Raw genomic sequence first — 14,404 nt, forward strand, 5'->3', positions numbered from 1 at the left:
GGGCTTTCAGGACCAAGAAGCTTGGACGCTAGTAGAAAACGAGGAGCGCAGCGTAGGCAAAGCTACGTGAGCACCGCAGTTTTCGCTAGCGTTCAAGATTCGACGCCGACTACGCTGCAACGCATCACATCGTCATCAAAGTCCAATTTTTAAACTACCTCTACTTGCGGTGCATTTTAAATTCTAGAAACAAATCATTATAATGCGACAACATCCTGCGTCCCAGGTTCTCATAGACCTCTAAGCGCGAGGTAAGCTCCTCGTCCGGGTAGAAGCGTTCGTCTCCTGAAATTTCTTCATCCAGCAGCTCCAAAGCCGCTGCATTAGGCGTTGAATAGCCTACGTATTCCGTATTTTGTGCCGCGATCTCCGGATCAAGCATAAAATTAATAAATTGATGCGCCCCTTCTACGTTCCTTGCAGTCGCCGGTATGACCATATTGTCGAACCACAGGTTAGAGCCTTCTTCAGGCACAACATAGTCAAGCGCTTCATTTTCCCACATTATTTCAGCAGCGTCGCCTGACCATACTAAAGCCGCTGCTGCTTCCTCGCCTGCCATCAGCATTTTGATCTCGTCGCCAACAATCGCTTTTACATTTGGCGTAAGTGTGGACAGCTTGTCAACCGCCTGCTGCAAATGCTCCTCGTTCGTATCGTTCAATGAGTAGCCCAGTGAGTTTAAGCCCATGCCAATGACTTCACGAGCGCCGTCAAGCAGCAAAATATTATTTTTCAGCTGCTCATCCCAAAGATCGTTCCAGCTATTGAACGTTAGATCTCCAACATGGTCTGGATGAAATACGATGCCGACTGTTCCCCAAAAATACGGAATCGAGTATTGATTTCCTTTATCGAAGGAAAGATCTAAAAAGCTCTCGTCAATGTATTGCAAATTTGGAATTTTGCTATGATCGATAGGCAGCAGCAAATTGTCCTCCTTCATTTTTTCAATCGCATATTCAGAAGGAACACTAATATCAAACGTTGTGCCGCCTTGCTTGATCTTGGTCATCATTGCCTCATTGGAATCGAAGGTTTGATAAATGACCTTAATCCCCGTCTCCTCTTCAAAACGGGTAATAAGCTCTGGATCGATATAATCGCCCCAGTTATAAATCGTAAGCGTGTTGTCGCCTGCGTAGCCTGCGCTTTTGTTTAATGTATTCACAAGATAGATCAAAGCAAAGCTGGCGATAAAAACAAGTAAAAAGGTTCTTATTAGCTGCTTCATTCGCTCACCACCCCATTTGCAGGTCGTTGGTTGCGGCGTTCAATATAGTAGTAGCCGATTACGAGTACAATCGTAAACAGGAAGATCAGCGTCGATAATGCATTGATTGACAGCGAGACGCCCTGGCGTGCTCGAGAGTAAATTTCTACTGCTAATGTCGAGTAGCCATTGCCGGTTACGAAAAATGTTACCGCAAAATCGTCCAGTGAATACGTTAACGCCATAAAAAATCCAGCATAAATGCCGGGCTTAATATATGGCAAAATAACGCGGGAAATGACCTGCCAGGAGCTTGCGCCAAGGTCGCGCGCCGCATCGAACAAGCTGATGTTCATTTCCTGCAGCTTCGGCAGCACCATAACAACTACGATCGGAATGCTGAACGCGATATGCGACAGCAGCACCGATGTAAAGCCGAGCTGTATGCCAATAATCGTAAACAAAATCAGGAACGACGCGCCAATAATAACGTCCGGGCTGACGATCAGCACATTGTTAAGCGTCAGCAGCGTCGCCTTCGACTTGACTCTTAAGAAATGAAGCGAAATAGCGCCAAACACGCCAATAATTGTAGCTATTGCCGCAGACAGCAGCGCGATAATAAATGTGTTCAGCACAATAATGAGCAAACGTGTATCCTGCATCACCTCTGCATAATGCTCAAGCGTAAAACCGTCAAAGCCCTGCATCGTTCCGCCGCTGTTGAAGGAATAGACCGTCAAGTAAACAATTGGCGCGTACAGTACAATAAATACGAAAATCAGATACAGGTTGGAGAGCTTGAATTTACCGTTTGACAAGATCGAGCCCCCGCTTTCTTAAGCCCATCAGCACCATGACCAGAGCCATAATAATAATGAGGAACACAGCAATGGTCGCACCCATGCCCCAGTCCTCAGTTACAAGAAAATGCTGCTCAATCGCTGTTCCAAGCGTAATTACGCGATTGCCCGCGATTAGTCGGGTAAGCATAAACAGCGACAGCGATGGAATAAAGACCGCGATGCAGCCAGCCTTTACACCGTCCAGCGTAAGTGGAAAGATCACCTTGCGGAAGGTTACCCATGATGATGCTCCCAAATCTCTTGCTGCGTAAATGAGCGACGGATTTAACTTCTCTATCGCGTTGTAAATCGGTAAAATCATAAACGGAATAAAAATATAAACCGATACAAAAACAAAGCTGAAATCCGTAAATAAAATTTGCCGATTGCCGATGCCAATCGCTTCAAACAAGGCGTTTACGACGCCGTAGGTGCCAAAAATCCCGATAAATGCATATGCCTTTAACAGCAAATTCACCCAGCTTGGCACAATGATAAGCAGCAGCCACAGCGCTTTATGCTTCGTTTTCGTCAGCAGGTACGCGGTTGGGTACGCAACGGCCAGCGAGAAAAACGTAATGAGCAGCGCATACCAAAAAGAACTGAGCGTCATTTTCATATATGTAGCTGTAAAAAACTTCTCATAGTTGGCAAATGTAAATTGTCCCTCTACGTTAAAAAACGAATAGTATACGATAAGCACGATTGGCGCGACAACAAACAGCACCATCCAAACCAAATATGGGATTAAGTAAATCGTGCGCGTTCTAGCTTCCATGTTTCATCTCCCCGCTCCAGCCTCGCTAACCTTCAGTCGAAGCCTCTTCATAAGATTCCAAACGTTTGTCGAACTCTTCCTCAGTCTCACCCAGCCGCATAACATGAATGGCTTCCGGCTCAAAGGTTAAGCCGATCCGTTCGCCAACTTTAGCGCTGCGCGTGCTATGTACAAGCCATTCGTTATTATTGTCGTCATAGCAGCAAATTTCATAATGAACGCCGCGGAACAACTGGGAATCGACACGAGCCTGCAAACTGCCAGCCTCCGCGCTCACCATTTCAATATCCTCTGGACGAATGACAATATCGACAATTTCGTTCGGGTTCAAGCCTTTATCCACGCATTCAAAGACATGCCCGGAAATTTCCACTTCAAAATCTTTAATCATTTTGCCTTTAATAATGTTCGATTCCCCAATGAAATCAGCAACGAAGCGATTAATAGGTTCATCATATATGTCGATTGGCGTGCCCGATTGCTGGATAACGCCTTCGTTCAATACAAAAATTTCGTCAGACATTGCCAGCGCTTCCTCTTGGTCATGGGTGACAAATATAAAGGTAATGCCAAGTCGGCGCTGCAGCTCGCGCAGCTCGTACTGCATTTCTGTACGCAGCTTCAAATCAAGCGCAGAAAGCGGCTCATCCAGCAGCAAAATTTCGGGCTCGTTGACGATAGCACGCGCTATTGCGACCCGCTGCCTTTGTCCACCGGACATCTCGTTAATTTCGCGATTCTCGTAGCCGCCCAGATTGACAAATTTCAATGCTTCCGACACTTTCTCGCGCACTGTCGCTTCTTTCATCTTTTTGATGCGCAGGCCGAACGCAACATTCTCAAACACATTTAAATGTGGGAACAACGCATAATCCTGAAACACAGTGTTGACCTGTCTTTCGTTGGCAGGAGTGTTGTTGATGAGCTTGCCATTAAAATAAATTTGTCCCTCTGAAGGTGTGATAAATCCGGCAATGAGACGCAAAATCGTCGTTTTGCCGCAGCCGGATGGACCGAGCAGGGTATAAAACTTGCCGCGCTCTATTTCAAAGCTGACATTTTTCAGTACCGCTGGCTCCGCATCACTATAGCGTTTGGACACCCCTTCAAAGCGGATAATCGTTTGATCCATTCCCATTACTCCTTTATCAATGCAATTAAGGTGATTATACATGATTAGCGGGAAATTGTGTTTAAATTCGACAATCCTCTTCTTTATCATTATTGCAAATGTGCTTCGATTCAATTCAGCGCTACGCCCATATCAGCCTATTGACTCGAACATTCCTGCGGAATGGGGTCGTTATAGACTGACATGGACGGAGCTGGAGCAAGGAAAGGCATCGCCCTTTTTGCAACATTTTTACTGTTTTTTCGTTATTTTCTAATGAGGGAGGTTTTTGTTGTGAAAATGTCTTATGTTGTTTTTTGCTCTGTTTTTCTCCTGACTGTCCTGCTAGCTGGCTGCTCTGATGCTGGGGAGAGTAGGTTGAATGAATATGCAATTGCAAAAAGGGTTGCCTTTGAAAGTCTTTCTCCTGATGAAAGGAAGTCGATTTTGCCGTGGAAGGGTGAAACGGTTATGTTTCTTCCCAATTCCAAGGTTCCTGGGTATGTTAAAGCAGATGGTTTATCCTCTGAAGCAAGTATTTATAAGGTTCAGTTTTTTACGAGCAAGGATGAATTTGTTGGTCCTATTGGGGTGTTCGTTGATGTGTTAAGTGAATCTGTCGTTGGTCGTCAAATTAGGAATTAGAGATAGACATGCATCGCTCAAAATCGTTTTACAACATGCTGTTTGGTCTTTTATGCCAATAAAACAAGGGAGCTTAAGGTGTTTGTGAACGACCTTAGAGCTCCATTGTTTGGTTTCATTTGAGCTTATACATTTACTTCATTATTCCTTGTTATTGCGTAATCAGCTTTGCTTCGCTTGATGCTTGCTGAGGCTGCTGCTTGCGGCGGTAGCTTCCGTTCATGTACAGGAAGGTTAATGCCGAGCATACAACTGCGAAGCCTAGCAGCACCCATACGTTGTCCCAATAAAGGTTCATGCTGCTGCTGGAGATGGCTTGCTTCAAGCCGCTTACTGAATAGGTCATTGGCAGCAATGGGTTAATGGTTTGCAGCCACCCTGGCACGAGCTCAAGCGGGAATGTGCCGGCTGAGCTTGTAAGCTGCAAAATAAGCAATACGATTGCGATGAAGCGCCCTACATTGTCGAGCGCCACGCAGAGCAGCTGGATCAGCATCATAAACGATACGCTCGTTATGATCAGGAAGCCGAAAAATGCTGCCATATGCATCACTTCAAGATCTAAAATTACTAGCATAGCTGCACCTAGTATTAGCGCCTGCAGAACGGAGATTAGCAACACGGTTGCCGTTTTGCCGAGATACCATCTAGTTCCACTGGCAGGCTTGATTGCCGGCTCGCGCATGGAGTAAACGATGGTCAACAGCATGCAGCCTACATAAAGTCCTAGCGAAATAAAGTATGGAGCAAAGCCAGTACCGTAATTCGGCACTACGTTGTACGGTTCTTTCTCTACCGCAACCGGTTTGGCAAATTGCTGCTTCATTTGCTCAGTTAGTGTTAAATTCAGCGCTTCGCCGTTAGCATTGCCCAGCTTGTCAGACAGCTCTTTCGCTCCATCCTTCAGCTTGCCCAAGCCGTCAATCAATTCAGCTTGGCCGTCTTGAAGCTGCTTGTTGCCGGCGATTAACTGTCCGGTTGAGCTGTTCAGTTCACTGATGCCTGCGGCTAGCTGCTTCGAACCATCGGCTGCCGATGCAGCTCCTGCGGCTAGCTCCTTCGCTCCGCCGTCTGCACTGGTTAGCGCGCCAACTAGCTCAGTTGAGCCTGTCTCAAGCTGTGCAAGGCCAGCCTCGACGGCTTGTGATCCCGCAACTAGCTGAGCCTCACCTTCTTCCTTGGCTAGCAAGCCTTGCACAAGCGCATCGCTGGCAGCCTGCAGCTGCTTGAACGATTCTGTGGCTGCCAGCTCCTGCTGCTGGGAGGCAAGCTGGGATAATCCTGCCTGCAGCTGCAGAGCCCCCTGCTTCAAAGAGGTAGTTCCTTCGCTGCTGCTTACCAAGCCTTGATGCAAGGATTGGTACTGGCTGTTTAATTGCTGCGCACCTTGCTGCAAGCTATGCCCCGCTTTATCCAATTGGCTTGTGCCGTTTGCCAGCGTTTGAGCACCGGTGTTTAATTCAGTTAAACCGTTAGCAAGCTGCTTGCCTGCGGTATTAAGCTTTTCTGTACCTGTCTGCACCTTCAGCAAGCCATCCCCCAATGTTTGCTGACCTGCAGCCAGCTCCTCGGCACCTTTACTTGCATCCTGTGCGCCATTGGCAAGCTGCATTGCTCCATCGCTTGCAGCTTCAAGGCCCTCTAATGCTTCACCTAGCTTGTCGTAAATCGAAGTAACATATGTTTCTGTAATTTGCTGATTCAAACGGGCAGAAAGCTCACTGACCGCTGTGTTGCCAATTTGCGAGGCTAGAAAGTTAAAGGATTCATTAGGTGTATAAATTAACTCTGCCTGCTCGGGAGCATCCGTTACAAGTGACACGGCCTGCTCAGAAAACTGAGACGGAATTTCCAGCATCATATAATAACGATTGGCTTCAAGCCCTTCCAGCGCTTCTTCCTTGGTCACAAATGACCAGGCGAAATCATCGGATTCCTTCAGCTTGTCGACAAATTCTGCTCCAATTGACACCTGCTCTCCTTCAAGCTGCGCCCCCTGATCCTCATTGACGACAGCAACAGGTACCTTTTCCAATCTAGCATAAGGATCCCAGAACGCTCCGAGAAACATTGCAGAGTAAAGCAATGGTATGAGCATAACCGCAATCACTGGAATAATGACTTTCGGATTGCGGACAATACTGCTAAATTCAGCAGCAAATTGATTTTTTCTTGACATAATTCCCACTCCTGTCCAATTGACTAAATTCCTCATTTGGTCATTTTATAGCAAAAAGAAAGGCAGCTCTATTTGAGTGCCAAGCCATTCTCTAAATAAAAACGCAATTGCCTTGCAACTTCGCTTTTGTCCAAGCTTTGATGATTTTTACTCCACTCAACCGCAAGCGCCATATACAAACGCAAAATGATAAACGCAGTGAGCTCTGGGTCGCACGGCTTGATTTCCTTGCGCTCAATAGCCTGCTCGACTTTACCCGCGATATGCTCAATAATGAGCCTTTCAATTTGCTGAGTTGCCTCGACTGCCATTGGCGTGCCGATTTCCCGCACTTCCTGTGTAAGCTTCAAGGCCAGCTCATGCTCCTTGCGGAACTCAAGCAATATATTCAGCGCTTCAGATAAAGCATCAAAGAAAGCAAGCTTTTTGCTTAGCACCTGATTCGTCGCATATTTCATTTCGCTTAGCAGCTGATTGAGCACTTCCTGAAAAAGCTCTTCCTTGTTTGTAAAAAAGGTATAAATCGTGCCTTTTCCTACATTTGCTATTTTTGCTACCTGATCCATCGTCGTTCCTTTGTAGCCGAACAAAGCAAAGGATTTGTTTGCTGCTTCTACGATGAGTGCCCGACGATCTACGCTCATGCCAACACCTCCCAACTCCAATCTGACCAAGTGACCGAATTTTAATTTTGGTCAATATCAGAATTCTAGCGCATTTTTATGGACATTGCAAGTACTTTTTCATCGTCAAATTTTTGCAGCATGGCATGTTTAGCGACAAAGCGCTATAATAAAGTTAGTACTTTTTTAGTATTATGCTAGGGCGTGTCTGAGAACTCCGAGGACAGCCAATTTTGCCGAATTTTTGTTCCATGCAAGGCGCGTTTGTGAAGGCGTACCGGGCGTACGTCAAGCAAACGGAACGAAGCAGGGGGCGAAAAGGCGGTGAAAGGGGCCTCTGAGCGGGTTTTCAGACACGCCCTAGCCAATCATTACAACTATAAAGGAGCGTTTATGATGAACTATACAGAAATTACTACAGCAGAGCAATGGGAGCAGGCCTTTGAGCGCTCTAAGGAGCATCCAATTGTTGTGTTCAAGCATAGTACAACTTGTCCGGTAAGCGCCAATGCTTATCAGGAGTTTACCAATTACTTGTCCGACAAGCCGCGCAGCGATGCAGAGTATTTGCTTGTTAAGGTAATTGAATCTCGTCCGATTTCACTACAAATTGCTGAAGATACAGCGATCAAGCATGAGTCTCCACAAATTATGCTGCTGGAAAACAAGCAGAAGGTTTGGAGTGCTTCACATTGGTCCGTAACGAAAGCTCATATTACCGCTGTACTTGATTAAATAGCTTAAAAAAGGGTCGTAGGAGAGGTTGCCCTCTTTCCCTACGACCCTTTGCTTTAACGCCGATGCAGCGAAAGACGATATCTCCGCCCATATCTTGCGCCGTAATGCACAATTCTCGCCAATATTTGTCGTTCGTCTAATAGAACGAACATCCGGTGATCTGGCCGTGTATTATATTCTAAAATCCACGGCTTTAAATCATAATCCAATGCGATGTCGAGGCCAATCTCATTAAGCGACGGCCAATACTTGCGAACCTGGCGCATAACAGCCAAGCTCAGCTTGGTAATGCGGGGGATCGCAATTCTGCGTTGATGTGGAGTAAGCAAATCACTAACCCCGCCCACAGCGCCGCCTCCACCGCCATTGCTGACAACTCTGCCGTCTTGCGAAATGCGTGCCGCAATTCCCGTAACCTCAAAATTTCCACGCGGGCTACGCTGTACGACTACGCGAAAATCGTACACATTTCCTTCATAACGCAATGAGCGTATTCCTCTTTGTACAATATAGCTCTCTCTCTTCGTGCGTCTTAATATTGCTGCATAAAGCGCCCTGAAGCTTGTATAGGTTGTTTTTCTGAAGCCAGCATGGCTTGTATAGTGCGTTCCCTGCTTGCTTATCCGAATAACTCCTCTTCCCAGCGAGCCATGCTTAGGCTTAATGTAGACCATACCATATAGATTAAGCATTCGCAGCAAAGAAGCCTGTGTCATGAGGCGTGTCGTCGGAATATGTGCGCGAATAAAGCTGTTGCCCGTTAAAATAGACGTTTTAAGCATCTTATTGGATCGACGCTGCCTTCTCCTTGCTGATATAGATACGCGAGGCTGGTTCATCGGATTTTCACTCTCCTTTCGAAACCATCTTCTACAACATATGTAATTCGAACAAGGTTCGCAATGGACATATATCTGAATTAGTGATCGCAATCTTATTTGTGATAAAATAATAAAAGCAAAAAAATAAGCACCAAAAAAAGGAGTATGACACACATGCGTTTAAAACATCTCACACTTCTTGCAATCTTCTTGCTAATCCTTAGCGGCTGCGGTAATGAAAAGCCTTCTAACGGTAAGCAAGGCGAACAACAAGGATCGCAAAATCAGACGGAGGAGCCGGTATACTCCAACGAAGGTCTGGAGCTGCTCGATTCCAGCAAGCATCCAGAGGTAACAATTGAAATGAGCAATGGGGGCATTATTAAAATTGAGCTGTACCCTGAAATCGCGCCAAATACGGTGAGCAATTTCGTAACGCTTGCCCAGGAAGGCTATTACGACGGGGTGATCTTTCATCGCGTCATTCCTGGCTTTATGATTCAAGGCGGCGATCCGCTTGGCACTGGTGGAGGAGGGCCCGGCTATACCATCAAGGGCGAATTCTCATCCAATGGCTTTGACAACCCAATCGTGCACGCACGCGGCGTAATCTCAATGGCTAGGGTTGATGGTCTAAACGATAGTGCAGGCTCGCAATTTTTCATTATGCAGGCCGATTCTCCTCATCTTGATGGCGACTATGCTGCATTTGGCGAAGTAACAGAAGGAATGGAAGTCGTGGACGAAATCGCTGCCCAAAAAACGGGTCAAGGCAACATGCCTCTTGATCCGCTCGTTATGAACAAGGTGACGGTTGATTTGCGCGACAGCGAAGTTCCGGAGCTTGAAAAAATCGTGCAGTAGGTATTAATGCATACAGCTGCAAGGCACAACAGCGGCTGGTTGAATTTCGCATTATGCTGGATAAATATGAAGGAGGGATTAAGATGGAGGAGCAAGCAAAGCAGGAAATCCCGATTGCAAAGATGAGAAGCAATCAGATCGGGATCGTCATTACGCTAGTTATTGCCATCGTATTAGATATCCAATGGCTTATTGCAGTGCTATGGCTCATTCAAGTGATGACGCTGCTGCTTGGCCCAGGCGCCAATGTGTTTGTCACCTTGCTGGAGCCGCTTGCCAAAAGCATTTACGGCACAAAGCAAACAGAAGCAAAAGAGCTTGCTAAATTCAATTTAAGCCTTGGATTTACCTTTCTTACCTTGTCGCTGATTTGTATATCGCTGCAATGGAAAACGGCTGCATATATTATTGCAGGCATGATGGGACTTGCTGCGTTAGCCGCACTGTTAGGCTATTGCATAGGCTGCACAATTTATTTTCAGTATAAAAAGTATAAAGCACTGCGTAACTCCGCAAGATAATTTAACAAAAAAAACGGGCAAGCTGCCATTGCTTTGCTTAAAGCTTTGGCTGCCTGCCCGTTTTATCGTTTAGTGTAGATATGCTCTTATGCTCTTATACTCTTATACTCTTATGCTCGCTGCCGCTTACGTCTTACGCAAGCATCGACAGCAGCTCCGTCTCCTGATCCTCAAGCACAAGCTCTCCACTTTCAATACCTATGCGCTGTTCATGAATAATGAGCGCACGCAGCATTTCAAAATCAGGACGTACAATCAAATTTTCCATATAAGCCGAGCGACGAGCAAACGGTCTGCGCGCACGATTCAGGTTGGCAATAATTCCAGCCGACGTTTGCACACCTACCCCGTGGCCGAAAAACAAGTCTCGATCAAGCATAATCGCATTTTCCCCTTGCCATTCCGGATGACGCGGATGATGATCCGGATTGCGGAAATAGCAGCAATCACCTGGATAGGCATCATTCAGATCATAGCTGGCAACGAGTCGCAGGTCATAGTCCTTCTGCCAATCTCTCAGAAATAAATCCTGGAAATAATAATTGAAGGTGGCATCTCCAATCGTTTCAAGCACGGCACGATAGTATAAAATAATAATGGCGCCAGAGCATTCAAACGCATAAAGCTGTCCATTGTTATAAATATCCCGGATCGCATCAGAAGGTCTGACATCCTTGCGCAGCAGGAAGCCGCCATTGCGGGTTCTTATCCAAAAACGCGGATTGCACCTGGAGCGGCTAAAAACTGCGAATTGCGCACCGCTATGAAACATTGCATAACAAGCGTCCACTGTATTCTTTCTCATTCTCAGCTCAAATCTCAAGGCGTCCAACGAGGAATAATCATATCGAACTCGACTGGCAATTTTCCAGCGAACGATATTGCGCTCGACCTCTGATAAACTGTCCATATTTAGTTCATCCAGCGAGCCTGTATTAAGTACGATCACATCAATAACCTCCTATGCCTATTGCATCGTTAGGTTATTGTACGCCCGCATTAGCGGATTGGTGATTAAAGTTTCGCAAAGATTCACCATTGAGTGTGCTCCGGAGCAAAGCATCCTCAGCGCTCTGGAGCAATGCATCCTACAGCCGCTTTTTAAATCGTAATGCTCTTATTTTAATTTTTAAGGTTGCATTACGATGTTAAAGGCGGCACACTTCGTTTTACGGATGCATTGCTCCTCCGCTGTAGTTTGCTTGCTGGGCTTCCAGGAAGCAAGAGCTTGCTCGCTAGTAGAGGGCAAGGAGCCGCAGCGTAGGCCAATAGCTACGTGAGCACCGGAGCCTTCGGTAGCGTGCCATCTTCGCCGTCGAATAAGCTTCAAAGAAGTTGCATCGTCATCAAAGTTCGACTTTTTAAACTACCCTTTAAATGAGGTTTAAAAAGTCGGGCTTTCAGGTCCAAGAATATGGCACGATACTAGAGGGCGAGGAGCGCAGCGTAGATAAACCTACGTGAGCACCGGAGCCCTCGGTAGCGTGACATATTCGCCGTCGAATAAGCTTCATAGAAGTTGCATCGTCATCAAAGCCCGACTTTTTAAACTACCCTTTAAATGAGGTTTAAAAAGTCGGGCTTTCAGGACCAAGAAGCTTGCTCGCTAGTAGAAAACGAGGAGCGCAGCGTAGGCCAAAGCTACGTGAGCACCGCAGTTTTCGCTAGCGTGCAAGATTCGCCGCCGACTACGCTACAGAGAAGTTGCATCGTCATCAAAGCCCGACTTTTTAAACTACCTCTCCAAAAGGCCTGCTGCAATTAGCCCTTTACGGATTCCTTGCTCATCCACATGAGTCGTCACATAATCCGCGTAAGGAATAACGTCCGGATGAGCATTGCCCATTGCAATACCGAAGCCAATATATTGCAGCATTTCTTTATCGTTCAAGCCGTCGCCGAAGGCGAGCGCCTCTGATTTGTCAATCCCAAGTCTCGATAGCATCGCTTCGATTCCTTTTGCTTTCGAGCCGCCAAAAGGCAGTACATCCAAGGCATCCTCATGCCAGCGAATAAAGGTCAGGCGATCATGGAAAGTTTCATATGGTTGATCCTCACCCTCCACGACATGCAAAAACATTTGATAAATCGGTTCCTTGCTCCAGAAGTCATGCTCCTGCTCGGGAAACTGGATTTTTAATGATTGGATTGAGCGAATAACTCGTTCATTGTCCAATTGATCAGTAGCGTAACGGCTTTCCCCTTCAAAGCAAAGCGCATGTCCTTGCTGGCGAGCCAGTGAAACGAACGCTTCAACTGTTGAGGGAGCAATTGGATTGCGGTAAATGACCTCACCCTTGTATACAGCCAATGCACCGTTCAGGCATACATAGGATTCGATGCCAACCTCCTCCAGCAGCGAATTTAAAAAATAAGGAGCGCGGCCAGTCGCAATAACAGGTTCGACTCCCAGCTGCTTAATTTCACGAATTGCTTCAATCGTATCCTGCGGGACAATCTTATCCTCGTTTACAAGTGTACCGTCAATGTCAAAAAAAGCGATTTTGTAGGACATTTTCACTCTCTCCCATTCTCTCTATCTAAAGATGCTGCATGTTCTTTCCAAAGTATATCCGACCCTATAGGGTCAGGCAATGACAATATTTTCAAGCTAATAATGAATTATAGCTTCCGTATGCGATTTGACGTCCTCAAGCATAGGTTAAGCAGTATTCGCCATACTTTAGATATATGCTGCATCAATAGTTGATTGCGCGTTTCTCATGTGCTACACTGTTGCCAATTCGGATGGAGGTAATATTATGGAAGAACTTGAACTAGAACAAGCAATTATCGTTGGCTTGCACCTGAATGACCGCTCTCAGTCTGATTTTGACTATAGCATGGCTGAGCTTGCGGCATTAGCTGATGCCTGTCACATTAAAGTCGTTGATTCATTAACTCAAAAAGCGCAACGCATTAATCCATCCCACTATATAGGCACGGGCAAAATTGACGAGCTGCGGGCGATGGCTAATGCTCATCAAGTCGAAACGATCATATTTAATGATGAGCTGTCTCCATCGCAAATTCGCAATTTGGAGGCTGATCTTGACTGCAAGATCATTGACCGCACCATTTTAATTCTCGATATTTTTGCCGAGCGCGCGCAAACGCGCGAAGCTCAGCTGCAGGTGGAGGTAGCACGGCTGCAGTATATGCTGCCGCGATTAGTCGGCTTGCGCGCTTCGCTTGGACGGCAGGGCGGCGGAGCAGGTCTGCGTAACAGAGGTGCTGGGGAGACAAAGCTGGAGCTTGACAGACGTCGCATCGAGGAGCGGATCTCCATGCTGCAGCATGAGCTGGAGAAGCTGGTAGCAACGCGCCAAACGCAGCGCATGAAGCGTAAAAAGAACGAGGTTCCTGTTGTCTGTCTCGTAGGCTATACGAATACAGGCAAATCCAGCCTCATGAACGCGCTGCTGCGCCATACCGACCCTGAAACGACGAAGGAAGTGTTCGTCAAGGATATGCTGTTTGCCACGCTGGAAACGTCGGTCAGACATATTGAACTGCCCGACAACAAAAGCTTTCTGCTGACAGATACGGTCGGCTTTGTCAGCCAGTTGCCGCATCATCTCGTTAAAGCATTCCGCTCCACATTAGAAGAGGTTACAGAGGCAGATTTGCTCATTCATGTCGTTGATTTTTCACATGAGGACTATAACAAGCTGATTGATGTTACCAATGAAACGCTGGAGGCGCTTGGAACCTCAGGCATTGACATGCTTTACGTGTACAACAAATGCGATCTGACAGAGCATCCATATCCTGTGATGCAAGGCAACTCGCTGTATATGTCAGTGCGTGAGGGAGCTGGATTGGAGGAGCTTCTGCAATGCATTCGCCAGCGCATATTCAGCCACTATATGAAATGCAGCGTCCTCATCCCTTATGATCAAGGCAGAATCGTTTCCTACTTTAATGAGCATGCGCAAGTATTTCAAACCGAATATGAGGAAAATGGCACAAGACTGGAAATGGAATGCAGCCAAATCGACTTTGAGCGTTATAAGGAGCACTTTGTTGATCTAACTCTACTCAGCTGATAAGCAGCAAACTCCCC

Annotated in this window: 14 protein-coding genes; 5 read left to right on the forward strand and 9 right to left on the reverse strand. The window is 46.5% G+C overall.

Annotated features, from left to right (window positions below; translation table 11 throughout):
* Nucleotides 1–160: 160 nt before the first annotated feature.
* The 4 genes from KJS52_RS17945 to KJS52_RS17960 are packed head-to-tail and all read right to left on the reverse strand — an operon-like array spanning nucleotide 161 to nucleotide 3,968.
* Nucleotides 161–1,234 (reverse strand): ABC transporter substrate-binding protein, encoded by a 1,074-nt coding sequence (locus KJS52_RS17945; RefSeq protein WP_213517859.1) that lies wholly within the window; start codon nucleotides 1,232–1,234, stop codon nucleotides 161–163.
* Entirely contained in the window at nucleotides 1,231–2,004 is a 774-nt protein-coding gene (locus tag KJS52_RS17950) for an ABC transporter permease (protein WP_246563742.1), read from the reverse strand. Before KJS52_RS17950 ends, KJS52_RS17945 begins: the two co-directional genes overlap by 4 nt.
* Before the next feature lie 16 nt (nucleotides 2,005–2,020).
* Nucleotides 2,021–2,836, reverse strand: a complete 816-nt coding sequence (locus KJS52_RS17955) for an ABC transporter permease (protein WP_213517861.1) — start codon at nucleotides 2,834–2,836, stop codon at nucleotides 2,021–2,023.
* 25 nt (nucleotides 2,837–2,861) lie between these two features.
* Complete coding sequence (locus KJS52_RS17960; RefSeq protein ID WP_213517862.1) at nucleotides 2,862–3,968, reverse strand: ABC transporter ATP-binding protein; 1,107 nt, start codon at nucleotides 3,966–3,968, stop codon at nucleotides 2,862–2,864.
* 273 nt (nucleotides 3,969–4,241) lie between these two features.
* Between KJS52_RS17960 and KJS52_RS17965 the strand changes: the two genes are divergently transcribed.
* Nucleotides 4,242–4,592 carry a hypothetical protein gene (locus KJS52_RS17965; RefSeq protein WP_213517864.1) on the forward strand — a complete coding sequence of 117 codons (351 nt, stop codon included), beginning with the start codon at nucleotides 4,242–4,244 and terminating at the stop codon, nucleotides 4,590–4,592.
* Nucleotides 4,593–4,743: 151 nt separating this feature from the next.
* Here KJS52_RS17965 and KJS52_RS17970 read toward each other — a convergent pair whose 3' ends face one another.
* On the reverse strand, nucleotides 4,744–6,771 hold the full coding sequence (locus KJS52_RS17970) for a YhgE/Pip domain-containing protein (protein ID WP_213517866.1): 2,028 nt from the start codon (nucleotides 6,769–6,771) through the stop codon (nucleotides 4,744–4,746).
* 68 nt (nucleotides 6,772–6,839) lie between these two features.
* Nucleotides 6,840–7,415 (reverse strand): TetR/AcrR family transcriptional regulator, encoded by a 576-nt coding sequence (locus KJS52_RS17975; protein WP_213517868.1) that lies wholly within the window; start codon nucleotides 7,413–7,415, stop codon nucleotides 6,840–6,842.
* Between the two features lie 372 nt (nucleotides 7,416–7,787).
* Between KJS52_RS17975 and ytxJ the strand changes: the two genes are divergently transcribed.
* A complete protein-coding gene (gene ytxJ / locus KJS52_RS17980) occupies nucleotides 7,788–8,129 on the forward strand; it encodes a bacillithiol system redox-active protein YtxJ (RefSeq protein WP_213518280.1) in 342 nt (113 codons plus the stop codon).
* Between the two features lie 56 nt (nucleotides 8,130–8,185).
* On the opposite strand, the gene KJS52_RS17985 is transcribed toward ytxJ, so the two are convergent.
* Nucleotides 8,186–8,971 carry a YheC/YheD family protein gene (locus KJS52_RS17985; RefSeq protein WP_213517874.1) on the reverse strand — a complete coding sequence of 262 codons (786 nt, stop codon included), beginning with the start codon at nucleotides 8,969–8,971 and terminating at the stop codon, nucleotides 8,186–8,188.
* Between the two features lie 156 nt (nucleotides 8,972–9,127).
* Between KJS52_RS17985 and KJS52_RS17990 the strand changes: the two genes are divergently transcribed.
* Together KJS52_RS17990 and KJS52_RS17995 are read left to right on the forward strand one after the other, a co-directional pair.
* Nucleotides 9,128–9,817: a peptidylprolyl isomerase gene (locus tag KJS52_RS17990; RefSeq protein WP_213517875.1), complete on the forward strand. Its 690-nt coding sequence runs from the start codon at nucleotides 9,128–9,130 to the stop codon at nucleotides 9,815–9,817.
* 83 nt (nucleotides 9,818–9,900) lie between these two features.
* Nucleotides 9,901–10,338 carry a DUF4395 domain-containing protein gene (locus tag KJS52_RS17995; protein ID WP_213517877.1) on the forward strand — a complete coding sequence of 146 codons (438 nt, stop codon included), beginning with the start codon at nucleotides 9,901–9,903 and terminating at the stop codon, nucleotides 10,336–10,338.
* 133 nt (nucleotides 10,339–10,471) lie between these two features.
* On the opposite strand, the gene KJS52_RS18000 is transcribed toward KJS52_RS17995, so the two are convergent.
* Together KJS52_RS18000 and KJS52_RS18005 are read right to left on the reverse strand one after the other, a co-directional pair.
* Nucleotides 10,472–11,287, reverse strand: a complete 816-nt coding sequence (locus tag KJS52_RS18000; protein ID WP_246563710.1) for a protein-glutamine gamma-glutamyltransferase — start codon at nucleotides 11,285–11,287, stop codon at nucleotides 10,472–10,474.
* Between the two features lie 786 nt (nucleotides 11,288–12,073).
* Nucleotides 12,074–12,853 (reverse strand): Cof-type HAD-IIB family hydrolase, encoded by a 780-nt coding sequence (locus KJS52_RS18005; RefSeq protein WP_213517878.1) that lies wholly within the window; start codon nucleotides 12,851–12,853, stop codon nucleotides 12,074–12,076.
* Nucleotides 12,854–13,100: 247 nt separating this feature from the next.
* Here KJS52_RS18005 and hflX point away from each other — a divergent pair, with 247 nt between their 5' ends.
* Complete coding sequence (gene hflX / locus KJS52_RS18010) at nucleotides 13,101–14,387, forward strand: GTPase HflX (protein WP_213517880.1); 1,287 nt, start codon at nucleotides 13,101–13,103, stop codon at nucleotides 14,385–14,387.
* Nucleotides 14,388–14,404 lie beyond the last annotated feature (17 nt).

The sequence above is a fragment of the Paenibacillus montaniterrae genome, from assembly GCF_018403185.1.
Taxonomy (GTDB): domain Bacteria; phylum Bacillota; class Bacilli; order Paenibacillales; family Paenibacillaceae; genus Pristimantibacillus; species Pristimantibacillus montaniterrae.

Bases quoted from the DNA above. Each gene is read 5' to 3' on its own strand.
- KJS52_RS17945 (WP_213517859.1), bottom strand. From the start codon at position 1,234: ATGAAGCAGCTAATAAGAACCTTTTTACTTGTTTTTATCGCCAGCTTT.
- KJS52_RS17955 (WP_213517861.1), bottom strand. From the start codon at position 2,836: ATGGAAGCTAGAACGCGCACGATTTACTTAATCCCATATTTGGTTTGG.
- KJS52_RS17960 (WP_213517862.1), bottom strand. From the start codon at position 3,968: ATGGATCAAACGATTATCCGCTTTGAAGGGGTGTCCAAACGCTATAGT.
- KJS52_RS17970 (WP_213517866.1), bottom strand. From the start codon at position 6,771: ATGTCAAGAAAAAATCAATTTGCTGCTGAATTTAGCAGTATTGTCCGC.
- KJS52_RS17975 (WP_213517868.1), bottom strand. From the start codon at position 7,415: ATGAGCGTAGATCGTCGGGCACTCATCGTAGAAGCAGCAAACAAATCC.
- ytxJ (WP_213518280.1), top strand. From the start codon at position 7,788: ATGATGAACTATACAGAAATTACTACAGCAGAGCAATGGGAGCAGGCC.
- KJS52_RS17985 (WP_213517874.1), bottom strand. From the start codon at position 8,971: ATGAACCAGCCTCGCGTATCTATATCAGCAAGGAGAAGGCAGCGTCGA.
- KJS52_RS17990 (WP_213517875.1), top strand. From the start codon at position 9,128: ATGCGTTTAAAACATCTCACACTTCTTGCAATCTTCTTGCTAATCCTT.
- KJS52_RS17995 (WP_213517877.1), top strand. From the start codon at position 9,901: ATGGAGGAGCAAGCAAAGCAGGAAATCCCGATTGCAAAGATGAGAAGC.
- KJS52_RS18005 (WP_213517878.1), bottom strand. From the start codon at position 12,853: ATGTCCTACAAAATCGCTTTTTTTGACATTGACGGTACACTTGTAAAC.
- hflX (WP_213517880.1), top strand. From the start codon at position 13,101: ATGGAAGAACTTGAACTAGAACAAGCAATTATCGTTGGCTTGCACCTG.